Raw genomic sequence first — 26,509 nt, forward strand, 5'->3', positions numbered from 1 at the left:
CTTCTCTTTCGTAATTCACGAAAAAATGCGAAATTTGCAACGCTTTTCAATTTAGGCAAGAATCTTACTAACACCTTTAAATAAATTAATAGAGAAAATGACAAAAAGTGCATTGCAAATCGCAAGGGCTGCTTATCAGCCCAAACTTCCGAAAGCTTTGGCTTCAGGAAATGTTAAGGCTGTAGCAGGCGCCGCTACTCAATCTGTTGCCGATCAGGAAGCTATCAAGGCTTTATTCCCCAACACTTACGGAATGCCGTTGATCTCGTTTGAAGCAGGTGAGTCTACTAAACCGGCTGCTATGAATGTCGGTGTCATTCTTTCCGGCGGACAGGCTCCGGGCGGACACAATGTGATTTCCGGTCTGTTCGACGGTATCAAGAAACTGAATGCAGATAATAAACTATATGGCTTTATTCTTGGTCCCGGCGGGTTGGTAGACCATAATTACATGGAACTGACAGCAGATATTATCGATGAATACCGCAATACGGGAGGTTTTGACATTATCGGTTCGGGCCGTACAAAATTGGAAACTGTAGAGCAGTTCGAGAAAGGATATGAAATAATCAAGCAATTGGGTATCAAAGCGCTGGTGATTATCGGTGGAGATGATTCCAATACGAATGCTTGCGTATTGGCCGAATATTACGCTGCTAAAAAATATGGCGTACAAGTAATCGGTTGCCCGAAAACGATCGACGGCGACTTGAAGAATGATATGATTGAGACTTCATTCGGTTTCGATACGGCTTGTAAAACGTATTCTGAGGTAATCGGCAACATCCAACGCGACTGCAACTCTGCCCGTAAATACTGGCACTTCATCAAGTTGATGGGGCGTTCGGCTTCTCACATCGCATTGGAATGCGCGCTACAGGTTCAGCCTAACGTTTGCATCATATCCGAAGAAGTGGAACAGAAAGACATGTCATTGGACGATGTGGTGACTTACATTGCTCAAGTCGTAGCCGATCGTGCCGCCCAAGGAAACAACTTCGGTACAGTGTTGATTCCGGAAGGTTTGGTAGAATTCATTCCGGCCATGAAACGCTTAATAGCCGAATTGAATGATTTCCTGGCCAAAAACTCAGAGGAATTCTCTCACATCAAACGTTCGCACCAACGTGATTACATTATTAGCAAATTGTCTCCCGAGAATTCGGCTATATATGCCAGTCTGCCGGATGGAGTGGCCCGTCAGCTTACATTGGATCGCGACCCTCACGGAAACGTTCAGGTATCGCTTATCGAGACGGAAAAACTCTTGTCGGAAATGGTAGCTACCAAGTTGGATTCATGGAAGAAGGCAGGCAAATATGTGGGTAAGTTTGCTGCTCAACATCACTTCTTCGGTTATGAGGGACGTTGCGCAGCTCCATCTAATTTTGACGCCGATTACTGCTACTCTTTGGGATATACGGCTTCTATGCTGATTGCCGACGGCAAAACAGGTTATATGTCGTCTGTGCGCAACACAACGGCTCCTGCTGCCGAATGGCTTGCCGGCGGTGTACCTATTACGATGATGATGAACATGGAACGTCGCCACGGTGAAATGAAACCGGTTATCCAAAAAGCTTTGGTAAGACTGGACGGAGCGCCTTTCAAGGCTTTTGCCGCACAGCGTGATCGCTGGGCTGCCGAAACGGATTATGTATATCCGGGTCCGATACAGTATTTTGGTCCGACAGAAGTTTGCGACCAACCTACTAAAACTTTGCAGTTGGAGCAAGCTAAATAATAACATAGCATGAATACGAACGGTGAGCAATGAACACATGGGATATTTCCGTGTCGGCTTGTTCGCCGTTCGTCATTTTCCCGATTTAGCTTCATTATCTATGTCCAATTTAACCATTAACCGTTAATCACTTGTCTTCTTCGTCTATATCCGTTGTTCGGAAGAAAAGAGCCGGTACTGCCAACAAGCGAAAGAGGTACTATAAGTCCGGTCGATCCTCGAAGAAAAAGAGATCGAATCGTTCCATGCCTGTATGGCAGCGTAATTTGCTGGCTATGCTGATGGTTTTTTGTTTGTCGGTCGTATTTTACTATTTTTTTATTCGTCCTTATGCCTATCGTTGGAAGCCTTGTTACGGACGGAAAGTATATGGAGTTTGCGTGCCTTACGGCTATAGTGTTCATGGAGTGGATATTTCTCATTACCAAGGGAAGATAGATTGGGCAGAGTTTTTGCAGAATCAAAATACGGCAGCTCCTTTGCATTTCGTTTTTATGAAAGCTACGGAAGGCGGTGACTATGGCGATAGTACTTTTGTCGCCAATTTTGTAAATGCCCGCAATTATGGGTTGATACGAGGTGCGTATCATTTTTATATTCCCGGTACCGACGCTATCAAGCAAGCCGATTTTTTCATACGTACCGTCTGTCTCGAACCGGGAGATTTGCCTCCGGTACTCGATGTCGAAGTAGCCGGTAGAAAAGACAAAAGCGAATTGCAGCAAGGCATAAAGCGTTGGTTAGACCGTGTGGAATCTCATTACGGAGTGAAACCGATACTTTATACCTCTTACAAATTTAAAGAACGTTATCTTAACGATTCCGTGTTTAATACATATCCTTATTGGATTGCCCACTATTATCAGGACTCGGTAAAGTACCGGGGTAAATGGCACTTTTGGCAGCATACCGATGTGGCTACCGTGCCGGGAATCGAGAAAAAGGTAGACTTGAATGTGTTCAACGGCACTTGGGAAGAACTGGAAACTCTGCTTCTTAAATAGCAGGCATGACAAATTTCACTGCCGCCCAACGGTTCTTTTCTTTATGATGAACGAACGAAAGTCCGTGTTTCTCCGCCTCTTTGCGGATAAGCGGAATATCTTCCACATAAAAACCGCTCATATATAGCTCGGAGCCTGAACGCATGCAAGCGGTGTAATGCTTTATGTCGTTCAAAAGAATATTCCGGTTGATGTTGGCGATAATAACATCGAAAGGACCTTTACCCGTCAATGATGAAGCGTCTCCCTGTGAAACGTCAATCCGATCCATCTTATTCAACTCTATATTCTCGAGCGAATTTCTTACACACCATTCGTCGATATCGATAGCCGTACAGCATTGCGCGCCACGCATGCGGGCAAGTATGGCAAGAATGGACGTGCCGCAACCCATGTCCAATACCGATTTCCCTTTCAGTTCGCTGTCCAGCAATTCTCCGATGATGAGGCTTGTCGTTTCATGATGTCCTGTTCCGAAAGCCATTTGCGGATTGATCACAATGTCGTATGCGGCTTTGGGGATATCTTCGTGAAATGTACTGTGAATCACGCAACGATCGCCGATGACGATGGGACGGAAAAAGTTCTTTTCCCATTCTTCGTTCCAATTTTTGTCTTCCGCCTCGGTAAAAGTGTATGAAATACGGGTGTCTGGGACAGGAAAATTTTTTATCGCCTCTTCGATGGCAGATTCGTTGCATAGCGTTTGTTGGATATATGCGGTCAACCCGTTGTCGTTCGCAATGAAGCTTTCGAAACCTGCGTCGCCTAAAACTGCCGCCAATACGTCATTGACGGTTTCCGTGCACGGATCGGTATGGAATATGAATTCAAAGTATTTCATCGTATTTTTAATTCCGTGAATAATAATGTGCAAATATAGTTAGAAATAGGGATTCCCCTATTATCCTTTGGGGAAAATCTTCCGAAGGTGGTAAATCTCTTTGTTATCTTTGTAATGTGAATAAAAAGACTTGCATTAATTATAAACCGAGATGTTATGAAAAAGATTGTTTATTCCTTGCTATTCGCCTTGTGCCTTCCGATAGGCTTGATGGCGCAAAGCGTTGATGACGACCTCTACTTCGTACCTTCCAAGGAGAAAGAAAAGAAAGAAACTCCGGTGAAGAAAGAGGTCAGAACCAACATCTACACAGCCCCGGGTACTACGGTCGTGATTCGGGACCGGAATGGGAATACGCGGGATGTAGATGAATATAATCGCCGTTATGAATCGCGTGACAACGACTTCACGGTAGAGAACGATACTTTGTATATTAGAGAAAAGAAGCGTCGGGAGCTGGAAGGCGAATGGGTGACCGGCAGGTTTGACGGAACGCGAGACGACTATGAGTACGCTGAGCGCATTATTCGTTTCCGCAATCCGCGTTTTGCCATAAGTATCAGCAGCCCGCTTTATTGGGAGGTGGTTTACGGATCCAATTCATGGGATTGGAATGTATATACCGACGGATTGTACGCTTATGCATTCCCCACTTTTAGCAATCCCCTTTGGTGGGACTGGCGTTACCGTTCTTATAGTTGGAACTGGAATTACGGATGGGGATGGGGATGGAACTACGGATGGGGCTATCCTTACTACTCATGGAGATATCCTTACTACTCGTGGGGATATTATCCGGGCTATTGGGGAGGTTGGTATGACAGCTATTGGAGCTATCATCACTACTATGACTACGGTTGGTACGGCGGCAATTATTACAGAGGCCGCAGTCTCTACAACGCGAACAGCCGTTCGCGATACAGCAACGGTCGTTCGTCTTACTATTCCGGGCGTAGCGGCGATGTGCGCTCGTCGAGATATCAGGAGTCATCTCGTCGCAATGGCAGCTCAGGAAGAGTAGTGGGCACTCGCAGCGGAAGCAGTCGTGTCTCCGGTTCGGAAGGAACGGGTACTTATAGCCGTTCGGGAATGGAAAGCACACGTCGGGGATCTTCTACGTACACCCGGCCGAGCAGTACTCGCGGTTACTCTCCGGCCGCCGGCACGGAAAGCAGATCGTCAAGAAGCAATGTGGGAACAACCGGCAGAGATAGAGGACCGTCTTACTCTCGCGGCAGCTCGAGTTCTTCTTCTCGCAGCAGTTCAAGCTCATACTCACGAGAAAGTAGCCGGGAAAGCTCCCGCCGCTCTTCGTCGTACAACGAAGGTTCTTATAACAGGAGTTCCGGTAATAGCAGCTATTCGAGCGGAAGCTCCTCACGATCTTCATCATCTAGCAGTGGAAGTTCGTACAGCGGCAATTCAAGCGGAAGCTCCTCGCGTTCGTCGGGCAGCAGTAGCGGAGGCAGTTTGAGAAGTACCAGAAGATAGATTATAAAAACAAGAAGAGTTATGAGAAACAGAAGTATAATATATGTAGTCGGCGCTCTGTTTTTGAGCATGTGCGCGCAGGTAAGCGCGCAAACTACTATCTATGATGCCAACCGCTGGATGGGTCGCGATTTGAATGGAACGGCACGGTTTGTTGGCATGGGAGGAGCTTTGGGAGCCTTGGGAGGAGATATTTCTACTATAGGCACTAACCCCGCAGGTATAGGCATTTATCGCAGTAATGAAGTGATGACGTCTTTCGGGTTTACCAATATCGGAGCCAAGGATGCGGGCGGGGCCAAAGTGGATAAGTTTCACGGTTCTTTTGACAATGCGGGATTTGTGTTCTCTCTGAAGCAGGGAAACTCTACCGCGTTGCGCTATGTGAACTTTGCTTTCAACTACCATCGCATGAAGTCTTTCGATAAGAATATGGTGATGAACGGAGAGTTCGAGCATTCTCAAACGAAATTTATTGCCGATATATTGACTTTTAATGAGGCCGGAATAAAAGACCCGTTTACCACCAAATCTTTGGAAGCGAAGGGGGCCTATCTGAATTCCGAATTGCCTTGGCTTGGTATATTAGGTTATAATTCTTATTTGGTTGATCCGTATTTTGAAAAAGACAACGAAGGAAAAGAACATTTGGTAGAGTATCATCCTTATTATCAAGCAGGCGATAGGGTTTTCCAAGCGTATACCGCCCGTGAAAGGGGAGGGTTGCATTCGTACGATTTCAATGTGGCGTTTAATTTGTACGACCGTTTTTATCTGGGCGCCACCATCGGAGCATATAGCGTGGATTACCGGCGCACGAGCCTTTACAAAGAAGATTTTCTGGCAGCCGACGGTAAGGAGCATGGCGGCTATGATCTTGGGAACGAGTATTGGGTGGATGGAAACGGAGTTGATTTCAAGCTCGGTTTTATCTGGCGCCCTATAGAATATTCTTCATTCCGCTTCGGGGCTTCGGTACATACGCCTACTTTCTTTTCTTTGAAAGAGTATAATAATGCTTATATCGACTACAACTTGAATAAGGACACACACGGTGTGAAAGAAGTGGTCGACAAGTATGGCAATGGGATGGATGGCAGGTATGAATACCATCTGATTACGCCTTGGAAGTTTAATGTAAACGCCGGCTACACCATAGGAGGTAATGCGGCTTTGGGCGTTGAATACGAATATGCCGATTACTCGTCCGCCAGATTGAATGACCCGGATGGCAACAAACTTGTACAAACAAATGATATCCGCAGCATGATGAAGGGAGTTCATACGTTTCGTGCCGGCATGGAATGGAAAGTTGCGCCTGAATTCGCTTTCCGCTTAGGATATAATCATGTCACTGCCTCCATGAAATCGGGTGGAGATGCGTTTAAAAGACTTCCCACCAACTCTGTACGCACGGATACTGAATATTCGAATACGGGCGCTACCCATAATTACACATTGGGATTCGGATATCGCGGAAAGGCTTTCTATGCCGATATGGCTTATCTGTATACCCATTACAAGGAAGGTTTCTATGCTTTCGAACATATAGATTTACCCGGCACTTCGATCGCGAACGATAACCACAAGGTGATTCTTACGCTTGGTATGCGTTTCTAATATCCGGCAGTTTCAATTCAATATAAACTTTTGTGTGTAAGGAAAATCCCCGGAAAGCTGAATATCTACAGCTCTTCCGGGGATTTCTGATTATAAATGTCTTTTTATTTATCTATAGTTTCTGCGTATCGGTTCGTTGCGCAAGGGCACATTCCCATCCACTATAATATCGTAGGTATATTCCGACAGGCGGATGCTCAACATGTTGCCTGAACTTAAAGATATATTTTGATCGACAAAAATATTCTTTTCTATTCCACCATAAGATACGGTTCCGATGCGTTGGCCTCTGACAAGTCTTTGCGGAATAAGGTTGGTTGTGGGACCGTCGGAGATTTTATTGATTTCAATTTCTTGCTGCAAAGCGTTCGGGGTAGGTTGAATGAGTCCGGTTCTCAAGTTTTGGATACCTTCGTTTTGCAGGTGAAGAGTCACTTTGGCGTCTCCTTCATAAGGTCCGCCGTTCTCCGAGAGCAGAACGACGGGAACAGTCATTCGTTTCATTCTGAGGGCTGCGCTCGAGCTTCCCTGATTGACTTCTGTAGTTCCGAACAAGTATTCCTGTCCACCCTCGAGTATTCGTCTCTCGCCGGGTTGATTATAGTCTACAGCAGGGTAGTGGGCAGAAAGCGCCACTTGCTGATTCTTTGTTTTTATATCGTTCCACAAGTAATTGTCTTTTCCTACAGTGTATGGTTGGAAATCTTCGTTGGCTGCTGCGACAGAGAGAACCTCTCCTGCGGAGAAAGCGTTTTTGCCCAAAGCGTAATTCATTCCGAATGAACGGGTGAGGGCGCCCAATTCGTCGTTTTCGATAGAGATGGAAAGTTTCAAAGCTTCATTAGCTGTTTCTTGTTGCTCATTTTGCTGACACGCAAACAACGTTCCTAATGCCAGGAACACTAAAATTTTTTTCGTTTTCATTTAATTAAGACATTAATTAGTTAATAATAGGGAATTTATAGAATTTAATATTCTATTTTATTCTCTGTAGCCGTCCATTTTTGGAAAGCGGCAATCGCTTCGTTGCTCAGTAAGCTTTCCGATGGAAGTTTTCTGTCGGCGGCATCCAGCGCCAGCTCATCGTAGATAAAGGAGTCGTCGAACCCTATGTGCTTGGCGTCTTCTTTGGTATTTCCGTAGTATATCTTATCCAATCTGGCCCAATAGATGGCTCCCAAGCACATAGGGCAAGGCTCGCATGAAGTGTAAATCACATTTCCGGCGAGGTTGAATGTTCCTAAACGTGCGGCTGCGGCACGTATGGCGTTTACTTCGGCGTGGGCGGTAGGGTCGTTCGAAGAAGTAACCCGGTTCACTCCCGTTGCGATAATCTCTCCCTCTTTAGTTGCAATCACTGCTCCGAAAGGTCCTCCTCCGTTCGCTACATTTTCTTTAGAAAGTTCGATTGCCTTCTTCATTAATTCTTCTTTGGTCATGGTTCGAAAAAATATATTATTTGCGTATTTGAATTCTGTTTGTTTTTGTGCCCCGATAGGATAATGGTTTGTTGGCACTTTCTTCCCCTTTGGGGTATGATGTGACTGATTACCGGAAAGGTTTACAGCTTTCCGAGTATTTTGTCCATCACCCAATTAGTGAGGGTGGCGCTTTCGTTGTCGCAGGAGCAAATCGACTTTCCGAGTAAATGGTCTACTACGGCCTGTATCAGAGGTTGTTGCACATGTTCCGGATTGTCGATGCGTATTTCCTCGCGCCCGCGTTCGGTGTGCAAGGCGATGGGGGCGTAAGTGAAAACCGAGAAGCAGATCATTCCCTTGTCGCCGATCAGTTCGATGCGGTCTTCGCGTGCGGAATCGTGTGCCACGAAACACCATGATCCGCTTCCTACCAGTCCGTTGTCGAACTGGAAACAGCCGCTTAGCGTGTCTTCGGCACTGTATAGTCCGCCGCGGTTGGCTTTATAACCGCCCGCCTTGAGTATACATCCGAACATGTCTTGCAGCAGGTCGATCTGATGCGGAGCGAGGTCGTAGAAATAACCGCCTCCGGAAATATCCGCCTGTACGCGCCAGGGAAGGTTGTCGCGGTTGTAGTCTAAATCGCGCGGAGGCTGGGCAAAACGAATCTGTACGTTGATTACGTTGCCGATGGCTCCGTCTTCCACCAATTCCTTTACTTTCCTGAAGTAGGGAAGATAGCGGCGGTAATAGGCTACGAAACAGGGGACTCCCGTTTCGCGCGAGATTCGATTGATGCGGGTGCACTCTTCGTAGGTTTGCGCCATCGGCTTTTCGATGTAAACGGGCTTGCCCGCTTTCATCGACATGATGGCGTAGGTGGCGTGGGATGAGGGAGGAGTCGCTATGTATACCGCATTGACTTCGGGATCGTCTATCAGTTCTTGCGCGTCGTCATACCATTTGGGAATGCCTCTCTCCTTGGCATAGGCTTTGGCTTTTGCCGCTTTGCGGCTCATCACCGCCACAACTTCCGAATGCTCTACTTTTTGGAAAGCGGGGCCGCTCTTGGTCTTGGTCACCTCTCCGCAACCGATGAATCCCCATTTGATAATCTTCTCGCTCATGTTCTCATTATTTCTAACAAAGTTCAAAGATATAATTATTTTTCTTTTAGAGCAACTTTATTGATTATTTACTGATTGGAAATGTGGCGGAACAGAGGCTCTGTTTGCGCCCGGCAGAGCCTTTGTCAGGATGAGACAGAGGCTCTATTTGCTTGAAACAGAGCCTCTGTTTGTTCAGACTATCTACATGTCTTACACCAGTTGCGAGTCGGGCGGAACATCTCGCACTGTTTCTTTTGCCGTAAAAGCTTATTTATAATAATATTTCCAATAGATGCGTTGAAATTCTTTTCCTTTTCTGAATTTATCCAGCCAAACGTCGAGACTGTCGAGCAGGGCGGGCGATTGCTTGCTGACCGCCCACGAATAGAATTGGGTGAAACTGATGGCTGTGTTAATGTCTATTTGCGGGAGCGAATCGGATAAGGCTTTGGCTATGCTTTCGTCGCAAACGGCATAATCAATGTCTCCGTGAGCTACGAGCGAAACCAGTTGTTCGGGACCGTATTTCTCGATTTCCCTGACATAAATCGTATCGCCTATTTCGTCTCCCAGATTGCGGATTCGAAGAATGGATGGCGACCCTTTGACTACATGCAGCGTGCGTCCTGCCAGATCCAACTGGCTGCGGATGTAGAGCGAATCGTTTTCATCTTTCGGCTTGCGCTGTATCAATACCTGCCTGTTGAGGATTATGGGAGACGTAAGGAGCAGTGAGTCTTTGAGCTCGCTGGTTGCCAATATGCCATGAGCGATGATGTCGTATTTGCCTTCACTGAGTCCTTTCATCCGGTCGTCGAAACTCATCACGGGGGTGATTTCGGCTTTCAGCCCTTTGTCGCGGGCAAACGCCTGTATCAAGTCGTAATAGAATCCGGAGAGGGTGTCTTGATCGACAAAGAATCCCGTTGAGTTGTATTCGGTTGCCGCGCGCAAGATTCCTTCTTCGGCAATGGCTGCATAGTCGCGCGGATGCCCGGCGACAGGCTTTTCGCGTTTGCCGCAATAGCGGAAAGCGAAAATAATGCCTGAGACGAGAACGACAGGCAGCAGGTATCTGAGTATTCTTTTAATCATAGAAGTTCCACGATAGTCCGAGCTTCAGCAAGCGCGGGTTGATGGGATAATGGGGAGCCAGAAAATAGTTCGATCGTCCCGCTCCCTGATTCACATGATACATCATTACATAGAAACGCGTGCGCTTCAGGTGGAAGTTCGCATATACATTCACCATCGGGTAGCCGCCTATTTCCACCCGGTCGTTGTCCGGTTGCAGATGGAATTGCTGTATGGCGGGCATATAGGCCGGCGCGTGATACTTGGTGAAATACCTCATGTCGGCGCCCAACTGAACGCTAAGCACTTTTTTTGCCAGCTTGAACTGCATGTAAAAGTTATGGTATAGAGAGAGGTCGGGTAGGGGAAGCACATCTCCGTCGCTTGTTTTCTGCCAGATTACCTCATTGTCGAGATGGAAGATTCCTAGTTTGAAATCCTGCTGAAGGGTTGCCGATACCACTTGGATGCTTCCGCTCTTTTGTTCGGGCAGCGCTTGCCGGTTGAAGTACGTAAAGTTTTTAATGTTCTCCACTCCTGCCTTGATGCGGGTTTTCCACCGTTCGCTGCTCAGCTCTCCCTCTATGCGGGTGCGGAATTCCTTATCCATATCATCGTCCCACCAGAAATGTTTCGACTGGTAGTGGCGCATATAAAACGGAGCGATCCGGTTGCTGATTTCCCCACGCGCAATCAGGCTGACGGTATCTTTCCACAGCCGGAAATTGAGGTCGATATCTCCTTTCACACTGAATTGTCCAATGGCTTTTCCCGCTACTCCCGCTTCGCCGATGGCGTGATAATGCAATACTCGTCCTTCGCGCTTGGAGAGTTCTCCGCCCACATACACTTCATTCTCATTGTATTTATCAGCTTTCTGCGCTTCGATGCCCATCAACGAATATCTGCTCAACTTATGCGAGACGAATGCCGTAAGCCCTGCTTTGGCATACTTGTTGAATCCTTCGAGCAAAGCGATGCCGAACGTATTTTTCATGCCGACGTAAACCGTACTGTCGTTTACCGCCGTGTTGTCGGGATCGAGATAAGTGTCCCGGAAATAATCTTTTACGTTATCGTTCATACGGAATCTGTGCCGCGACCGCTCGACTCGCAGTGTGTGAATAAAGCTCGTAACCGGAACAAACTCTTTCTGTGCGGGTGTGGTGTCGTTCTCCGCTTTCGGAAGGTCGCGCTTAAACCCCAGCTTGTAGCGTTGGGTGAGGAAAACGTAAAAAGCATGGTTCCGGTTGGTGGAAGAATTCAGCACGGTAGGTATGTTCACCGATTCATAACTTCTTTTACCTTCGGCCATTTCTTCGGGAGAAGTAATGTATCTGTCGTCCGTAATTCCGCCGTTTTCATTCGTTTTCAGGTAATTGTTGCTGTATATTCCTTGCGCTTCATACCGGTCGCCCATGTAGCTTCCGAACACTGCCCCGTTGAAGTATGCGGTACTCTGATTGTTGTAATATCCTCTTCCGTACAGGTAGTCTATATGGAATCCGAAGGCCAGCCGTTTGTTTGCATTGACCGAAAAATACGCTTTGAATCGTTCTTCGCCATTGACTTTATTTCCCGCCTTGTGATAAGTCAGGTTCGTATACGGCACATTGCTGTTGGTAAAATTGAACTCTTCGGGTCGGATGAAGAAGCCGGAAAACGGCTCGATGAAGATGCCGGGCTGCGGATCGCGCCGTTCGAAAAAGATGCGCGATAGGCGCGGAGAGCCTAAATTGGCCAAATAATTGTAGTGCCCCTTGATGCCTTCGGTCAGATTCGTGTTCTGGAAGTGATGGTAAACGGTGTCGGCGGGAATCATAACCCGGTCGCCCAGCTCGTTCTTGATGCGCCACATGTATAGTCTCGGTGGCAGACCTTGTATCTCTACATTTGCGCTGTCCAGATTCTCCGGTATCGTGGAGGGGTCTACTTGATTTCCGTATTGATCGCGTCCGTTCTTGTCGATCTGTCGACGGGCGGGGTTGATCTGCGCGCGGATTGCGGTCGCTCCTATAACGGAAAGTAATGTATATATCAGTAAGATTCGTCTCATAATTGGAGGCAAAGATACTTACTTAAATTGAAAAGCCAAGAACGGAGAATTGAAAATATGTTGCTTTCGATATTCGCAGGCAAATAATTTTCTCATTCTCCGTTCTCGGCTTTGTATTTATCCCACTTCGCGAATCAGCTCCATCCCCCGTTTGATGGCTTCTTCATTCATCGGAATCAAATGATGGTGGCGCTCGGGCAAAGTCTTTTTCAATCCTTTGATAACACTTTCGAGAGTCACTACAGGATGGAGTTTCAACAATCCGCCCAGCACAATCATGTTGAAAGCCTTGGCGTTGTTCATCTCGTTGGCTGCATCCATGGCGTCGATACGATATACCTTGATGTCTTTGCGAGTAGGCGGATGGATGATGCCGTATCCGTCGTAAATCAGAATACCGCCCGGCTTCACCTTACTCTCAAATTTCTCCAGCGAGGGTTGGTTCAAGATAATGGCAGCGTCATATCTGCTTAAAATGGGAGAGGAAATCTTATCATCGCTCACGATAACTGTCACATTGGCCGTGCCTCCTCTCTGTTCGGGGCCGTATGCCGGCATCCAAGTTACTTCTTTGCCTTCCATCAGTCCGGAATAAGCCAGAATTTTTCCCATGGACAACACTCCTTGTCCGCCGAAACCTGCAATAATTATTTCTTCTTTCATACTTTTTTATTTGTTCGTTCTTTGGTTTTCGAGCTGCATCCGCAAACCGGAGCAGGCGGTGAACGTTCGGATCTCGATTCTTACAGGATTTAAGAACAGCGGGTATGCCCCTTGCAATCCCGATAAATCTCTGAATACGAGCGGCGAACTCCTTTTGAAATTGCTTCTTTCGCGGGTTTCCGCATCCAAACTCAAAACTCTTCGAAAACTCGAAAACAGATTATTTATCTTTTAAATCTCCCAACGGGTAGAACGGGAACATGTGTTCTTCCATCCATTTGTTGGCTTTTCCGGGCGTCATTTTCCAACCGGAATTGCATGTGGAGACAATTTCTACCAAGTTGGATCCCTTGCCGTTCATCGAATTTTCAAAAGCCTTGCGAATCGCTTTTTTCGCTTTACGAATGGCGGGAACCGATTGTACCGACTGACGGGTGACATACGCCGTACCTTCCAGTTGGGCGGCAATCTCGGTCATCTTCAGCGGATAGCCGTGGATGCTGGCCTCACGCCCGTAGGGGCAGGTAGAGCTGGGCATTCCCAACAGCGTTGTCGGCGCCATTTGTCCGCCGGTCATTCCGTAGATGGCATTGTTGATGAAGATGATGGTGATGTTGTCGCCCCGGTTCAGCGCATGGATGGTTTCGGCCGTACCAATACACGCCAGGTCGCCGTCTCCCTGATAGGTGAACACAAGACGGTCGGGCCACAGGCGCTTGATGGCAGCAGCCAATGCGGGAGCTCTTCCGTGCGCTGCTTCCTGCCAGTCGATGTCCAGATAGTTGTAGATAAACACCGCGCAACCAACCGGAGATATGCCGACTGATTTTTCTTCCATTCCCATTTCTTCGATTACTTCGGCAATCAATTTATGTACCACGCCGTGACTGCAACCGGGGCAGTAGTGCATGGGAGTATCGTTCATCAGAGTCGGTTTCTTATAAACCAGATTCTCAGGTTTGATTATTTCTTCTTTAGTCATAACTTTAGTTTTTAGTTGACAAAGTTTCAGCCGGCGATCTCCGGTTGCCAAGCCGGCAGTTTTTGCCGTTTGCCTGTTTTCCCGTTTTCGCTTGCCTCAGCCTTATCTGTTGGTGAACCGTATAAAAAATTCCATCAGTTTGACAAATATTGCCGCACCGCATACGTAGATAAACAGTTTGAAGTCGTCTTTGGCGACGAAATAAATGATAACCGCCGCTACAGCCAATATCATAAACACAATGTTTAGTACGTTTCTTATTTTATCGGGATTCATTTTTATTTGTAATTTAACGATTGGCGGTTTGGTGATGTAATAAGCAGTGATTCCCGTTTGCGGTATTCTCTACCTTTATATATAATCACTAAACCGTTCATCAAATTAATTTTTCTTCCAAAGCTTTTACTATTTCGTCCGGGTCGGGGACAATACCTCCGAGGCGACCGAAGTGTTCTACCTTCACTTTTCCGTCTACTGCCAAACGAACGTCTTCGATCATTTGTCCGGCATTCAACTCGGTGACAAGTATTCCTTTCACTTTGCCGACATACGATGCTATCGCTTCTTTGGGGAACGGCCACAATGTGATGGGGCGGAGGATTCCTACCTTGATGCCCTTTTCGCGGGCTGTTTCCATCGCTTTCTGACCGATGCGCGCCATCGATCCGAATGCTACGAGCAGATATTCGGCGTCGTCGCAATTGATTTCTTCATAACGGACTTCGTTTTCTTCAATTACACGATATTTTGCCTGGAAGCGCAGGTTGTTCACTTCCATTGTTTCCGATTTCAATTCCAGCGAAGTAATGATGTTGGGCTTGCGGTTTTTCGTTTTTCCGGTAGTGGCCCATGGGCATTGTTCAATGACTTCGGCGTCTGTCCGGCGCGGCTTTTGAGGAGGAAGAACCACTTTCTCCATCATCTGCCCGATAACGCCGTCGGCGAGAATCATCACCGGATTGCGGTATTTAAAGGCCAAGTCGAAACCCAGCGATACGAAGTCCGCCATTTCCTGTACCGATGCCGGAGCAAGGGCAATGAGCCGGTAGTCGCCATGACCGCCGCCTTTCACCGTTTGAAAATAGTCTGCCTGGCTCGGTTGGATGGTTCCCAAACCGGGACCGCCGCGCATGACGTTGACGATCACACAGGGCAATTCCGCGCCGGCGATGTACGAAATACCTTCTTGTTTCAGGCTGATGCCGGGACTTGAGGAAGAAGTAAGCACTTTTTTACCGCTTCCCGCACCTCCATATACCATATTAATAGCTGCCACTTCACTTTCGGCCTGAAGAACAACCATGCCGGTAGTCTCCCAAGGTTTCAGTTCCGCCAGTGTTTCCAATATCTCCGACTGCGGAGTAATAGGGTAACCGAAGTAACCGTCCGCACCGCATCGGATGGCTGCATGGGCGATGGCTTCGTTACCTTTCATTAATACAACTTCTTCTGCCATAATATTAAATTGTTTACTGATCTACTTTCACTTTATACACCGAGATACATCCGTCGGGACAAACGGTTGCGCACGAAGAGCATCCGTTACAAGTGTCTTCTTTCATTTGAAAGGCATAGTTGTAGCCTTTCATGTTTACCTCTTTGTTGAGGGCGATTACATCGAGCGGACAGGCTATCACGCACAGGCTGCATCCTTTGCAGCGCTCCGTGTCGACTACGATTGCTCCTTTAATTTTTGCCATAATCTTTTATTTTATTACGTTATCGTTATAATAAGTATTTATTGATTATACATATCTTTATGGAAGAACTCCAGGATACTGATCACCATCGCTCTGGCTTGCAAGGCAGGACTTTCGGGATTGAGCTCGATGGCGTACTGGTAATTATCCAAAGCCTGTTTCCAATCTTCTTTCTTCCGGTAGGCGTTCCCCCGCAGATAGTAGAAAACTTCTTTTTCTTTATTGTCGGAGGAATCTTGAAGAAGCAGATCCAGTTGCTCAATCGCTTTATCCACCTCTCCCTGATTGATAAGCTCTTTTAATTTATTTATTTGCTCCATTTCATTCGTCTTTCAGGGTTCTCATTCGCAAAGATAGTTTTTATTTGGATAAACAGACTAAAGTGGAGGTTTTTTTTGCTGTAATCGGTCTTAAAAAACATCTTTACTTTCAAAAAGACATATTTTATAATCTTGTTGTACAGTATATTGGATCTTCAATGCTTCTGTCAACGCCGACTTTGTCGGTATTCTTCTTTTCCTTTTTGCTTGTGTCGTAATTGAATGGCAAAAGCCCGATTCCTTCAATCTAAATGTTTATGGATTCGGGGGAAAGAACGGAAGTTTTCACAGTTGCTTTTTTATTATGCAATATTTTAAGGAGTTTTATTGGATTTAATTATAAATATTGTATTTTTGTACTCAATACAATTTTTTTGAATCCGATTTATGAAGAATGCAATACTTGGTATTTGGAACTTTTATTTGGAAGGGTTCCGCAGCATGACATTGGGACGTACTTTATGGCTTATTATTTTAATTAAGCTGTTTGTCATGTTTTTTATTCTCAAAATTTTCTTTTTCCCTAATTTCTTAAGCAGTCAGCCTACCGATGCCGCTAAAGGCAATTATGTGGGCAATGAGCTTATCGAACGAGCTTTTCCTGTAGAGAACGCAAATTTTTAACTTTTAAATTAGAATAAAATTATGATTGAAAGTATTGACACCTCGCTGATTGATTGGTCGAGAGCCCAATTTGCGATGACGGCCATGTATCATTGGGTTTTTGTTCCTCTTACCCTCGGATTGGCAGTGGTAATGGGGGTTATGGAAACCCTTTATTACAAAACCGGGAATGAGTTTTGGAAACGGACAGCTAAATTCTGGATGAAGCTCTTCGGCATTAATTTTGCCATCGGCGTGGCGACCGGATTAATTCTGGAGTTTGAATTCGGAACCAACTGGAGCAATTATTCGTGGTTTGTAGGTGATATATTTGGTGCGCCGTTGGCCATCGAGGGCATTCTGGCCTTTTTTATGGAAGCAACGTTTATTGCCGTCATGTTCTTCGGATGGGATAAAGTCAGCAAACGTTTTCATCTGGCTTCAACATGGCTTACAGGATTGGGAGCGACGATTTCAGCCTGGTGGATATTGGTAGCGAATGCATGGATGCAACATCCGGTGGGAATGGAATTCAATCCGGATACGGTACGTAATGAGATGGTTGATTTCTGGGCGGTTGCCACATCTCCGGTAGCAGTCAACAAGTTTTTTCATACCGTGCTTTCCGGCTGGGTGTTGGGAGCGGTATTCGTTGTTGGAGTGAGTTGTTGGTATTTGCTCAAGAAACGTAATCAGGAGTTTGCTCTTGCAAGTATAAAAATAGGCGCTATCTTTGGCTTGGTGGCTTCATTGCTGGCAGTATGGACAGGCGATGGCTCGGGTTATCAAATCGCTCAGACGCAACCGATGAAACTGGCTGCCGTAGAAGGTTTATATAAGGGTGGGAGCAACGCCGGTCTGGTTGCGGTAGGTGCGTTAAACCCGGACAAGAAAACATATGATGATGGTAAGGAACCTTTTTTGTTCCGTATAGAAATCCCCAATATGCTTTCTTTCCTGGCCGAACGGGATGCTAATGCGTTTGTTCCCGGAATCTCGGATATCATTGAGGGAGGATACCGGCAGAAAGACGGTACGACGGCCATTTCGGCTAAAGAGAAAATAGAGAGAGGAAGAAGTGCCATCAGTGCATTGGCGGCATATCGCATGGCTAAAAAAGCAGGCAATGAAGCAGATGCGCAAGCTGCTTTTGCGGTATTGAAAGAAAATATACCTTATTTCGGTTATGGATATATTAAAGATGTGAATGAGCTGGTTCCGAATGTTCCGCTAAACTTTTACGCATTTCGTGTAATGGTAATGCTGGGCGGATATTTTATCTTATTTTTTATTGTAATCTTGTTTTTGATTTATAAGAAAGATTTGACGAAAATCCGCTGGATGCATTGGGTCGCTCTGTTTACTATCCCCTTGGGATATATTGCCGGACAAGCCGGATGGGTGGTGGCAGAATGCGGACGTCAGCCATGGGCTATCCGGGATATGTTGCCCACAACGGCAGCTATATCGAAACTGGATGTCGGATCTGTGCAAACTACATTCTTTATATTCTTGGGGCTATTTACGGTAATGCTGATTGCCGGTATCGGTATCATGATACAGGCTATTAAAAAAGGACCGGAGACAGCTAATCATTAATTCTAACCGTTAATCGTTGCAGTTATGTATATATTTTTACAACAATATTGGTGGCTGGTCGTATCCTTGCTCGGCGCCATTCTTGTATTCTTGATGTTTGTGCAAGGAGGAAATTCTTTGTTGTTTTGTTTGGGTAAAACTGAGAAACACCGTAAGATGATGGTCAACTCTACCGGCCGTAAATGGGAATTCACATTTACTACGTTGGTAACTTTCGGGGGCGCTTTTTTCGCTTCTTTCCCGTTGTTCTACAGCACCAGCTTCGGCGGCGCATATTGGCTTTGGATGATCATTCTTTTCAGTTTTGTATTGCAGGCTGTCAGCTATGAGTTTCAAAGCAAAGCCGGAAACTTATTGGGCAAAAAAACTTATCAGACATTTTTGGTTCTTAATGGAGTAGTAGGACCCGTATTGTTGGGAGGCGCTGTTGCGACATTCTTTACAGGTTCCAACTTCTTTATCAATAAAGGAAATATGACGGATACGCTGATGCCCGTTATCAGCCAATGGGGAAATGGATGGCATGGACTGGACGCATTGGCCGATATTTGGAACGTGGTCTTAGGTGTAGCTGTTTTCTTTCTGGCTCGTGTGCTGGGCGCTCTTTACTTTATAAACAACATTGCCGACAAGGAATTGACGGATAAATGCCGCCGTGCGGTATTGAACAACGCGTTGTTCTTTCTTGTTTTTTTCCTTGCGTTTGTCATTCGTACTTTAGTCTCAGATGGTTTTGCCGTTAACTCCGATACGCAGGAAATATACATGCAGCCCTATAAATACTTTATCAATTTTATCGAAATGCCTGTTGTGCTGTTATTGTTCCTTGCCGGAGTTGTGCTCGTGCTTTTCGGAATAGGTAAAACAATATTGAAAAAGACGTTCGACAAGGGAATTTGGTTTGCAGGAATCGGTACTGTGTTGACTGTACTTGCTCTATTGTTGGTTGCAGGCTATAACAATACGGCATATTATCCTTCGAACCTCGATTTGCAAAGCTCGCTGACATTGTCTAACAGCTGCTCCAGCGAATTTACGTTAAAGGTAATGGCCTACGTATCCATTTTGGTTCCTTTTGTGATTGCCTATATTTTCTATGCTTGGCGAAGCATCGATCGTCATAAGATTACTGAGGAAGAGATGGATCAAGGCGGGCATTCGTACTGATCATCCGTATATTTATTCTTAAACAATAAAGGTAGAACTGTTCTTAAAAAAAGAGACCGGTTCTACCTTTATTTATTGAATTTCCATTCTAAGTCTGTTTCTGCCTTCTTTATTCATTTTTAAACACATCTTTTCATTAGTGGACACTAATGAAATTCTTTAGGTAATAACAAAGTCCCGGCTTGTGAAAGTCTGGGCTTTGTACATACTCATTTTGTTTCTTATACAATAATATTTACTATATTTGCAAACAATCATATAATATTTATGGAAACTGCATGTATCGGTAGAAAATAAAAGTGCAACGCAAAAAGAAATAGCGGCACATATAGGAAAATCAGAACGAGCGGTAAAGACCATGCCCGTAAAATTATCTGAACAAGGCATTATTGAACGCAAAAATGGTCGTCGCAATGGTTATTGGGAGATTAAAAACAACTACATTTCCGTTTATGGCAGAACATAAAGAGCAATATAAGAAATCAATTCGCTTCTTCAACGACCGAGAAGTGCGTGCAGTGTGGGATGAGGAACAAAGCCGTTGGTGCTTTTCGGCAACAGACATTGTGCGAGCTATTAATGACGAGCCGGACTATATCAAAGCTGGTAATTATTGGCGTTGGCTAAAACGTAAGTTGAAACAAGACGGCATTGAACTCGTGAGTGCCACTCACGGCTTCAAGTTTGAGGCTCCTGATGGTAAGTTGCGTGTGGCAGATGTTCTTGATAGTGAGGGTGTGGCTTTATTGGCAAAGCACTATCCCAATAATCGAGCTAATGAATTTCTTGATTGGTTTACCTATAGCGATAACACCATCGATGGGCAGAGCAAGAAGAAAGCCTATCAACTCTTTGAGAGTGGGCTATTCAAAACGGCAGAACCTGGAAGCGTTAAGTGTCTGCAATAAATCCATGCCTATCTCTTTGGCGGTTTGTACGACTTTGCAGGGCAAATCCGTACTAAGAATATTTCAAAAGGAGGTTTTACTTTCACTAATTGTATGCACTTCCCGGCTACACTGCAAACGATTGAAAGAATGCCAGGAACTACCTTTGATGAGATTATGGATAAGTACGTAGAAATGAATGCAGCCCACCCTTTTATGGAAGGCAATGGTCGCAGCACTCGCATTTGGCTTGACCTCATGCTGAAACGTTCGCTCAAGCGTTGTGTTGATTGGAGCAAGATAGATAAAAACGATTACCTAAATGCTATGCGTGAGAGTGTTGCGGATAGTCAATATATCAAAGCATTAGTGAAACCTGCATTGACTTCTAAGATTGACGATCGAGAAATGTTTATGAAGGGTATTGACTATTCTTATTATTATGAACAAAATGATTAATATATATTATGGCAATACTACTCAAATTGAAGAAACATCTTTGTACCATACGAGTATAAATTGTTGATAATCAGTGTAGAGTATTTTTTAAGAAGAAATTTATGCTTGCTGTTACAAGATGAAATAAAATTTGCGAAAGATCACGAACAGTTTCGATGGAATATACCCATGTGACGCTCAATGACATCTTCCCGCAGCAGAGAAAAACAGAGGGGGCGGCGGATGCAGAAAAAGGCGGCGGACTCTGAAAAAAAGCCCGCGGGCTTTGAAATCAAACACGGCGGGCTTTGAAAAAAAGGCGGCGGGCTTTGGAAACAGACACGGCGGGCTTTGTGATGAAACTCCGCAGGCTTTGAAAACAGAAACTTTGCCGGTCATGTCCGAAAGCTTACCCGTCAGCCGATGTGCGTGTGTGGTTTCACCGAAAGCTTACTCGCTACCCGGTCTGCGTGTATGGTTTCACCAAAAGTTTACCCGTCACCCGGAGTTGTGTCCTGTACGGCTTCGATGTTCCATTCCACCTCTTCAACCGAATTTGCCTCCACACCGGATTTATTTCCGAGCAGTTTCGACGTTCCGGAACGTTCTGCAAACAGAGCTTCTCCGAACCCGGACGAATCCGGACGGAGCTTCTTATAAAACGTTTACTTGTATTCTCGTAGTAATAATAAATTACCATTATGAGTGGTGTTGTTTCAGCCTGATTGAAGAAGCATTCCGGAGATTTTTCAGGTTTTTGAAAACGCCAAAACGCCAAAAAGTCACTATGTCCCCTTTTTTTTGCCACTTTTCATGGAGGTGATGGGTTATATTTCTGATTATCAATTTGTTCGTATGATTTCTCCTTCTTATGTACACACTGTTTCTCAGTCGGTCTGTGCAGCTACTTCGTATACCTTTTTTGTGGTAAAAAAGGATGGATGACGGCTAAAATAATTCCTTCATCTGTCAGGATTATTCAAAGAAGTAGCCGGCTTATATCGACCTATGAAAGGGAGTAACAATCGGCGGTGTTCGTAGCAGCAGGCATAGGGTATATCCCATATTCGAAGCTATATCTTAATGCTCGAAGCGGCACCTCATGTTCGAAGCTAAATCCCATGTTTGATGCTAAATCTCATGTCTGATGCTACATCCCATGTCCGGAGCTACACTCATGTCCGGAGTTGTATCTCATGTTTAAAACTACACCTCATGTCTGAAGCTATATCTCATGTCTGAAGTAACCTTAGGTCTTCTTTTTTTTACGATACATTCGTCGGTTGATTTGGGAATATTTTTAAACAATTATTCCGAGAAAACAGAGACTGTATTCCGACCGTATTCTCCTTCCCGATAACCTTCCGACCCGTTTTCATCGTTTGTAAAACAGTCATATAGGCGTTTTGGCGTTTTGGCGTTTTCAAAATGTGCTTTTAACGGGCAGTTTGTTCGCCCTTTTACTAATTAACTTGTTGATACACAGTAGAAATTTAATTTTTAACTCGCTTCCCTACAATCCCGCACTGCTAAATCGGGGCAAAAAAACGCGTCAAATGGCTTTTTCGGGATAGCGTCTCAGGCAGGCCTTGAAAGAGGTTTTGAAGAGACCGGAACGAGACCTTTCTTTATCCCTGTATTTTAAAAAATATTTTACTCCATCTTTCTTTCAAGCCAAACTCTGACATGACAAACTGTACACTTATTTTTCTATATACCAAAGAATTTTTATTCTTTCGTTGAGTCCAAATATGAGCGTCTGTCAACAATAAAGATGATAGGGGCAAATACTCAGAGGAAATTATGAAATTAGCCCTGCCAAATTATGATGGATGCGACGAAATCTACTTTACCAACAAAGGCTTGCCCCAAAGCAAATACCCGGTTTTTCGTTTCTGTAGGCAGAGATTTCACGGGGGCGGTTCTTATTGATAGTTTCTGCTAAATCAAGGGTGGTATACCCGATCCAAAATGCTGCATTTTGTTTCCATCTTTTCACTAAAACGCCTATTTTGCAAGTATAATAAAAGTCCATGTAGTTGTTTGAACGTCGGACTGGGGCTTTGTCATTGTCCCATGTTTGTGCGTACATATTCATAAAACTAAATTCGTTGGCTAAGTAAACGTAGAGTTCGTCTTCCGCCAAAGGGTAGTATAGCTTAGGAGCTATGCCTAACTCCCAGGCTCCCATAGTATATTTATATTTATATTCAAAATCATAGTCTGTTCCTCCTCCTTTTAAGGTTTTTTGTACGAATAAACCACCTCCGACATAAGGTTGGATACTAAAGATGAGGTTCTTCTTATAAGGCACTATGTCATAACCGATTTTGAACATAGCACCCATAGGAAGTTCCATATCCGGAATAGGCAGCCCATAAAATTGGAAGCCAAACTCCAATGAGTTCTTTGTTGCACTCTGTGCGACCCCCTCTAAACACAAGAAAGAAGTGATTAGCAATATGAATATATTTTTTCTCATATACTTAAAATTATGGTTGCAAAGATAGTGCATTTCTACTAATAAATGCCATTATTGCTATGTACAAACCGATAGTCGTATGTGTTTGGCAAATAATTGAATATCATTATGCTATGTTGTGGTACGTATGTGAGGCTTATGTACATCTTCTCAAAAGTTACGGATGTAATGTACATGTGCCTTTAAGTACGATAGTGCCATATCTCTTTTCCCAAATTCTTCTTCCAGCTTGAATAAATCGTAGTAGGTCGTTATTTTCGTACGCAAAGAATGGCTTTGCAAGGAACGCATGAAATAATATTTTGCCGAATCATTTTGGGCTAATTTATAGAAAGCATCGGCCTTTAAGTTGTAATAATCATAAAGAACCATACTATCTTGCTCCATGCTAATAGCTTGGTTGATGAAATGCAAAGCGGAATCCGGAAGGTGAGTAGCTAAGTGGATTTTACTCAATTCTGCCTGTATTAAGGCTAATTCTGAGTAATAGGATGCCGGCATAATAGATAGGGCTTGTTTAAGGCACTCCTTGCTATTTCTCAAAGAATCTGTTATATTGTAATATTTGGATAACTCTATCAAAGATTGTCCAGTCAGCAGGGAATCATTTAATTGTTTAGCGCAACGAAGAGCGTTTTCTTTGGCTTCTTTTTCTTCTTCACGCATCATCTTGAAATGATATATTTTCCCCATATCCTGATTAAGCAAGAACTTCAATTCAATATTGTTTTGTTCCACATGCTTTCTAGCTTTGTGATAACACTCCACAGCTTCTATCAAGAATTTTTTCTGCTGGTATATCTTACCTTTATAATATAGGGATTGGGCTAACTTAAAAGAATCGTTGGTAGTTTTATAATACTTTATAGCGATATTTATTATGGAATCGGAGGAAGGGAGCGAATCTACCTTAAATTGTCCTTCGGTTAATACAAGGCAGTACAAGGCATGCTCTTTTTTTGTAAGCGCATGAGGATTGATTCGATATAATCGTTCGAAAGACTGAGAAGGGAAATCATCAAAAGCGCTTTGTATATCTAGCAATTCGATGGAATAGTCATCTTATTCGGTCGTTTTGGTCTGGGCAACCAACTTCGGCATTTATCGTTGGAGAAGTTTTCCGGCATTAGTGCTGCTACACTCATCATTTCCTTATGCCTTTTCCGTATCAACGGGGTTAGCATTTTTGGAGCATATCGTCAACGTTTCAAGGGCTTGTTGGATGCAGGTAAAAACTGCTTCTACCGGATGATGTTTTGTCCCAGCATGGATTGGAGACGTTTGCTTTTGAGTATGTGTAACCGTTTCCTTGTTATATTGAGAAAAGAGAACGCTGAACGTGACGACGTTTCCCGATGCTATATCCTTGATGACAGCACGAGCACGCTTCCGGTTGATTTTTCCTTGCATAGGGAAAAGAGCAAGAAGGGGGACTTCGGATTGACTAAGCAGGAACGTAAGAAACAGTTTCGCGTCAAACGCAGACAGTCTAATCCGGATAAGGTGCGTGCAAAAGAGTGCGATAGGAGCACCAGGTATGAGGTAAGAGGCAAGTTGCATAATGCCAACGAACTGATAGCCGAACTTTTTAGACCACAAAGATAAGTCAAAGAGCGCTTTAATCAATTATTCGATATAAACTATATTGAAAAATTATAGTTGTGATTCATAAGAAAGATGTATCTTTGGACATTGAAGAATGAAACATATATTTTGAAACGAATAGCATATATATTACCTTATTTGATGCCAATTTTGACGAGATATTCAAGGAGCAATTAGGAGGACAGGGAGATTGCTCTGGTAGTTGTGCTTGTGGTTGTAATGGAAATCAAACAAGATTATAAATATTATCATATGTATAAAGTTCTATTTATTTTAATAACGATATTACTCGTCTCTTGCGAAAATAAACAAACAAAGAATAGTAATGAAAAATCAAAAAAAGCTTTCGTTGAACTTGTAACCCCTAATTCATTAGTAGATGAATATAAAGAATTAAAACTAAGTAGACTGGCTGACTCTGTGTGGTACGTCCCCTTGGAAACGAATAAAGATTTGCTTTTAGGTGATATTGGAACTCAAGGTTCATGCAAATATGTACAAAATTCGTTTTATATTTACGATGGTCAGCAAGGCTGTATTTATGTATTTTCCTCTGATGGTAAGTTCCAAAACAGAATAGGGAAGATAGGGCAGGGAGCAAATGAAATATTTCAGTTTTTGGATTATACAACGGATGGTAAATTAGTTTATGTTGCCGATTTTGGAAACAAGCTACATCGTTACAAAAAGGATGGAACTTATTTGGGGCATGTTGATTTGCCAAAACAAGCTTATAAGTTAATGTATATAAGTGAAGATAAAATTGGCTGCTATATTACCGACAATCAATTTGATAATTCCAATAATGCTTATTCATGGCTCATTGTCAATGCTATGGGAGATTCCGTTTCATGCCGTAAAACTTTTAAAGTTAGGGAGTCAGAGAATTCATCTAGTTTAAATCATTATGTATTACATGATTTCTCGGTAGAATATCCATTAGCCTATAAAGAAGCATTTAATGATTCTTTGTATTATTTTGACTTGGATGGAAATATACGTGCATATGGGTATATTGATTTAGGAATACATAAGATAAATCCTTCTTTATCTTTCGATGAAGTGCTAAAACAGGGGCACGCTATACGATTAAGCAGGATATATGATACACCACATTATCTGTTAGCAAAAGGAAGATGTTTCTGTATAAAAGATAAGATGACATGCTTTGTATGGAATAAAGATACGAATGATTTTTTCTGTCTTCAGGATTTCAACATAACGAATGATCTTGGAGGTCCCGATTTCCAGCCATTAAGTTGTGCTTATCCCGGTTTGTTAATTGGTCTTGCGGAACCGGCAGACTGCCCGCAGGGATTTATAAAGCAATACAATATGAAACTTGACGATAATCCTGTGTTGGTTATGGTGAAATGTAAACAGCAATAATCCTGTCAGATAAAAATTTTTAAGTTACAAACGACTTATGGATCTATCATCTATACAGTTATGTCCAGTAAAAAGAGTATCTTAATATATAATAGTTCGTTAAAAATTCGCCAAGGCTAAGCGGCTCTGGCAGTAAATAAAATGAGTTCTTTGAAAAGTTTGTCAATAACTTGCGGGTCTGGGTTAATCCCGAACACGCAAATAAATCGTTCAAGCATATAAGCATTGTGTATGAATGACTTGCAAGAGGATATGGAATAGACTATTCCGAGCCTCTTACATGCCGCTTTGGCCAAGTTGATGGCAGCCAG

At 44.0% G+C, this 26,509-nt stretch carries 23 protein-coding genes and 3 pseudogenes; 10 read left to right on the top strand and 16 right to left on the bottom strand.

What is annotated here, in order from left to right; translation table 11 throughout:
• Window positions 1-97: 97 nt before the first annotated feature.
• Both C234_RS0111010 and C234_RS0111015 read left to right on the top strand, forming a co-directional pair.
• Window positions 98-1,744 carry a diphosphate--fructose-6-phosphate 1-phosphotransferase gene (locus tag C234_RS0111010; protein WP_027325820.1) on the top strand — a complete coding sequence of 549 codons (1,647 nt, stop codon included), beginning with the start codon at window positions 98-100 and terminating at the stop codon, window positions 1,742-1,744.
• Between the two features lie 245 nt (window positions 1,745-1,989).
• A complete protein-coding gene (locus C234_RS0111015; RefSeq protein WP_148295215.1) occupies window positions 1,990-2,748 on the top strand; it encodes a glycoside hydrolase family 25 protein in 759 nt (252 codons plus the stop codon).
• Here C234_RS0111015 and prmA read toward each other — a convergent pair.
• The gene (gene prmA / locus C234_RS0111020; RefSeq protein WP_027325822.1) at window positions 2,741-3,592 is read right to left on the bottom strand and encodes a 50S ribosomal protein L11 methyltransferase; all 852 of its coding nucleotides are present in this window, start codon (window positions 3,590-3,592) and stop codon (window positions 2,741-2,743) included. The two genes, C234_RS0111015 and prmA, sit on opposite strands and share 8 nt — an antisense overlap.
• Before the next feature lie 156 nt (window positions 3,593-3,748).
• On the opposite strand from prmA, the gene C234_RS0111025 reads away from it, so the two are divergent.
• Complete coding sequence (locus C234_RS0111025) at window positions 3,749-5,083, top strand: hypothetical protein (protein ID WP_027325823.1); 1,335 nt, start codon at window positions 3,749-3,751, stop codon at window positions 5,081-5,083.
• Window positions 5,084-5,104: 21 nt separating this feature from the next.
• Entirely contained in the window at window positions 5,105-6,703 is a 1,599-nt protein-coding gene (locus C234_RS0111030) for an OmpP1/FadL family transporter (RefSeq protein ID WP_034538356.1), read from the top strand.
• Between the two features lie 108 nt (window positions 6,704-6,811).
• On the opposite strand, the gene C234_RS0111035 is transcribed toward C234_RS0111030, so the two are convergent.
• From C234_RS0111035 to C234_RS0111095, 11 genes are all read right to left on the bottom strand, one after another.
• Window positions 6,812-7,627 (bottom strand): hypothetical protein, encoded by an 816-nt coding sequence (locus tag C234_RS0111035; protein WP_027325825.1) that lies wholly within the window; start codon window positions 7,625-7,627, stop codon window positions 6,812-6,814.
• A gap of 44 nt (window positions 7,628-7,671) precedes the next feature.
• Window positions 7,672-8,142 carry a nucleoside deaminase gene (locus C234_RS0111040; RefSeq protein ID WP_027325826.1) on the bottom strand — a complete coding sequence of 157 codons (471 nt, stop codon included), beginning with the start codon at window positions 8,140-8,142 and terminating at the stop codon, window positions 7,672-7,674.
• 122 nt (window positions 8,143-8,264) lie between these two features.
• Window positions 8,265-9,251: a Gfo/Idh/MocA family protein gene (locus C234_RS0111045; RefSeq protein ID WP_027325827.1), complete on the bottom strand. Its 987-nt coding sequence runs from the start codon at window positions 9,249-9,251 to the stop codon at window positions 8,265-8,267.
• 249 nt (window positions 9,252-9,500) lie between these two features.
• Window positions 9,501-10,328, bottom strand: coding sequence for a transporter substrate-binding domain-containing protein (locus C234_RS0111055; RefSeq protein ID WP_027325828.1), 828 nt, complete (start codon window positions 10,326-10,328; stop codon window positions 9,501-9,503).
• Entirely contained in the window at window positions 10,321-12,363 is a 2,043-nt protein-coding gene (locus tag C234_RS0111060) for a putative porin (RefSeq protein ID WP_027325829.1), read from the bottom strand. The genes C234_RS0111055 and C234_RS0111060 overlap by 8 nt, the downstream gene beginning before the upstream one ends.
• Window positions 12,364-12,480: 117 nt before the next feature.
• Window positions 12,481-13,026 (bottom strand): 2-oxoacid:ferredoxin oxidoreductase subunit gamma family protein, encoded by a 546-nt coding sequence (locus tag C234_RS0111065; protein ID WP_027325830.1) that lies wholly within the window; start codon window positions 13,024-13,026, stop codon window positions 12,481-12,483.
• A gap of 220 nt (window positions 13,027-13,246) precedes the next feature.
• Window positions 13,247-14,008, bottom strand: coding sequence for a thiamine pyrophosphate-dependent enzyme (locus tag C234_RS0111075; RefSeq protein ID WP_027325832.1), 762 nt, complete (start codon window positions 14,006-14,008; stop codon window positions 13,247-13,249).
• Window positions 14,009-14,110: 102 nt separating this feature from the next.
• Window positions 14,111-14,242, bottom strand: coding sequence for a hypothetical protein (locus C234_RS18170; RefSeq protein ID WP_262482258.1), 132 nt, complete (start codon window positions 14,240-14,242; stop codon window positions 14,111-14,113).
• Window positions 14,243-14,384: 142 nt separating this feature from the next.
• Window positions 14,385-15,464: a 3-methyl-2-oxobutanoate dehydrogenase subunit VorB gene (locus tag C234_RS0111085; protein WP_021645122.1), complete on the bottom strand. Its 1,080-nt coding sequence runs from the start codon at window positions 15,462-15,464 to the stop codon at window positions 14,385-14,387.
• 13 nt (window positions 15,465-15,477) lie between these two features.
• Window positions 15,478-15,708, bottom strand: a complete 231-nt coding sequence (locus tag C234_RS0111090; protein ID WP_021645121.1) for a 4Fe-4S dicluster domain-containing protein — start codon at window positions 15,706-15,708, stop codon at window positions 15,478-15,480.
• Window positions 15,709-15,746: 38 nt separating this feature from the next.
• Window positions 15,747-16,028: a tetratricopeptide repeat protein gene (locus C234_RS0111095; RefSeq protein ID WP_027325833.1), complete on the bottom strand. Its 282-nt coding sequence runs from the start codon at window positions 16,026-16,028 to the stop codon at window positions 15,747-15,749.
• Between the two features lie 387 nt (window positions 16,029-16,415).
• On the opposite strand from C234_RS0111095, the gene C234_RS0111100 reads away from it, so the two are divergent.
• From C234_RS0111100 to fic, 5 genes and pseudogenes are all read left to right on the top strand, one after another.
• Complete coding sequence (locus C234_RS0111100) at window positions 16,416-16,652, top strand: DUF4492 domain-containing protein (protein ID WP_027325834.1); 237 nt, start codon at window positions 16,416-16,418, stop codon at window positions 16,650-16,652.
• A 21-nt stretch (window positions 16,653-16,673) separates the two neighbouring features.
• On the top strand, window positions 16,674-18,230 hold the full coding sequence (locus C234_RS0111105; RefSeq protein ID WP_027325835.1) for a cytochrome ubiquinol oxidase subunit I: 1,557 nt from the start codon (window positions 16,674-16,676) through the stop codon (window positions 18,228-18,230).
• Between the two features lie 24 nt (window positions 18,231-18,254).
• A complete protein-coding gene (locus C234_RS0111110) occupies window positions 18,255-19,397 on the top strand; it encodes a cytochrome d ubiquinol oxidase subunit II (RefSeq protein WP_027325836.1) in 1,143 nt (380 codons plus the stop codon).
• Between the two features lie 289 nt (window positions 19,398-19,686).
• Window positions 19,687-19,863, top strand: a pseudogene (locus C234_RS17515) (Fic family protein); the annotation flags it as partial.
• Window positions 19,850-20,743: pseudogene (gene fic / locus C234_RS16340) on the top strand (protein adenylyltransferase Fic). The pseudogenes C234_RS17515 and fic, both read left to right, overlap by 14 nt.
• A 1,828-nt stretch (window positions 20,744-22,571) precedes the next feature.
• Here fic and C234_RS0111130 read toward each other — a convergent pair.
• The 3 genes from C234_RS0111130 to C234_RS0111140 all read right to left on the bottom strand — a co-directional run bounded on the left by C234_RS0111130 (window position 22,572) and on the right by C234_RS0111140 (window position 24,830).
• Window positions 22,572-23,204, bottom strand: coding sequence for a hypothetical protein (locus C234_RS0111130; protein WP_027325837.1), 633 nt, complete (start codon window positions 23,202-23,204; stop codon window positions 22,572-22,574).
• Between the two features lie 150 nt (window positions 23,205-23,354).
• Entirely contained in the window at window positions 23,355-24,248 is an 894-nt protein-coding gene (locus C234_RS0111135; protein ID WP_027325838.1) for a tetratricopeptide repeat protein, read from the bottom strand.
• Between the two features lie 108 nt (window positions 24,249-24,356).
• Window positions 24,357-24,830, bottom strand: a complete 474-nt coding sequence (locus C234_RS0111140; RefSeq protein ID WP_027325839.1) for a hypothetical protein — start codon at window positions 24,828-24,830, stop codon at window positions 24,357-24,359.
• Window positions 24,831-25,028: 198 nt separating this feature from the next.
• On the opposite strand from C234_RS0111140, the gene C234_RS0111145 reads away from it, so the two are divergent.
• Entirely contained in the window at window positions 25,029-26,198 is a 1,170-nt protein-coding gene (locus tag C234_RS0111145; protein WP_027325840.1) for a 6-bladed beta-propeller, read from the top strand.
• A gap of 116 nt (window positions 26,199-26,314) precedes the next feature.
• On the opposite strand, the pseudogene C234_RS17185 reads toward C234_RS0111145, so the two are convergent.
• Window positions 26,315-26,509: pseudogene (locus C234_RS17185) on the bottom strand (transposase); the annotation flags it as partial.

This window comes from Bacteroides pyogenes DSM 20611 = JCM 6294 (assembly GCF_000428105.1).
Classification (GTDB): Bacteria; Bacteroidota; Bacteroidia; order Bacteroidales; family Bacteroidaceae; genus Bacteroides; species Bacteroides pyogenes.

Excerpts from the sequence above, each read along its gene's own strand:
- C234_RS0111045 (WP_027325827.1), bottom strand. The coding sequence starts at position 9,251 with ATGAGCGAGAAGATTATCAAATGGGGATTCATCGGTTGCGGAGAGGTG.
- C234_RS18170 (WP_262482258.1), bottom strand. The coding sequence starts at position 14,242 with ATGATATTGGCTGTAGCGGCGGTTATCATTTATTTCGTCGCCAAAGAC.
- C234_RS0111110 (WP_027325836.1), top strand. The coding sequence starts at position 18,255 with ATGTATATATTTTTACAACAATATTGGTGGCTGGTCGTATCCTTGCTC.
- prmA (WP_027325822.1), bottom strand. The coding sequence starts at position 3,592 with ATGAAATACTTTGAATTCATATTCCATACCGATCCGTGCACGGAAACC.
- C234_RS0111040 (WP_027325826.1), bottom strand. The coding sequence starts at position 8,142 with ATGACCAAAGAAGAATTAATGAAGAAGGCAATCGAACTTTCTAAAGAA.
- C234_RS0111085 (WP_021645122.1), bottom strand. The coding sequence starts at position 15,464 with ATGGCAGAAGAAGTTGTATTAATGAAAGGTAACGAAGCCATCGCCCAT.
- C234_RS0111100 (WP_027325834.1), top strand. The coding sequence starts at position 16,416 with ATGAAGAATGCAATACTTGGTATTTGGAACTTTTATTTGGAAGGGTTC.
- C234_RS0111055 (WP_027325828.1), bottom strand. The coding sequence starts at position 10,328 with ATGATTAAAAGAATACTCAGATACCTGCTGCCTGTCGTTCTCGTCTCA.
- C234_RS0111145 (WP_027325840.1), top strand. The coding sequence starts at position 25,029 with ATGGAAATCAAACAAGATTATAAATATTATCATATGTATAAAGTTCTA.
- C234_RS0111015 (WP_148295215.1), top strand. The coding sequence starts at position 1,990 with ATGCCTGTATGGCAGCGTAATTTGCTGGCTATGCTGATGGTTTTTTGT.
- C234_RS0111030 (WP_034538356.1), top strand. The coding sequence starts at position 5,105 with ATGAGAAACAGAAGTATAATATATGTAGTCGGCGCTCTGTTTTTGAGC.
- C234_RS0111090 (WP_021645121.1), bottom strand. The coding sequence starts at position 15,708 with ATGGCAAAAATTAAAGGAGCAATCGTAGTCGACACGGAGCGCTGCAAA.
- C234_RS0111065 (WP_027325830.1), bottom strand. The coding sequence starts at position 13,026 with ATGAAAGAAGAAATAATTATTGCAGGTTTCGGCGGACAAGGAGTGTTG.
- C234_RS0111025 (WP_027325823.1), top strand. The coding sequence starts at position 3,749 with ATGAAAAAGATTGTTTATTCCTTGCTATTCGCCTTGTGCCTTCCGATA.
- C234_RS0111035 (WP_027325825.1), bottom strand. The coding sequence starts at position 7,627 with ATGAAAACGAAAAAAATTTTAGTGTTCCTGGCATTAGGAACGTTGTTT.
- C234_RS0111105 (WP_027325835.1), top strand. The coding sequence starts at position 16,674 with ATGATTGAAAGTATTGACACCTCGCTGATTGATTGGTCGAGAGCCCAA.
- C234_RS0111010 (WP_027325820.1), top strand. The coding sequence starts at position 98 with ATGACAAAAAGTGCATTGCAAATCGCAAGGGCTGCTTATCAGCCCAAA.
- C234_RS0111130 (WP_027325837.1), bottom strand. The coding sequence starts at position 23,204 with ATGAGAAAAAATATATTCATATTGCTAATCACTTCTTTCTTGTGTTTA.
- C234_RS0111095 (WP_027325833.1), bottom strand. The coding sequence starts at position 16,028 with ATGGAGCAAATAAATAAATTAAAAGAGCTTATCAATCAGGGAGAGGTG.
- C234_RS0111075 (WP_027325832.1), bottom strand. The coding sequence starts at position 14,008 with ATGACTAAAGAAGAAATAATCAAACCTGAGAATCTGGTTTATAAGAAA.
- C234_RS0111060 (WP_027325829.1), bottom strand. The coding sequence starts at position 12,363 with ATGAGACGAATCTTACTGATATATACATTACTTTCCGTTATAGGAGCG.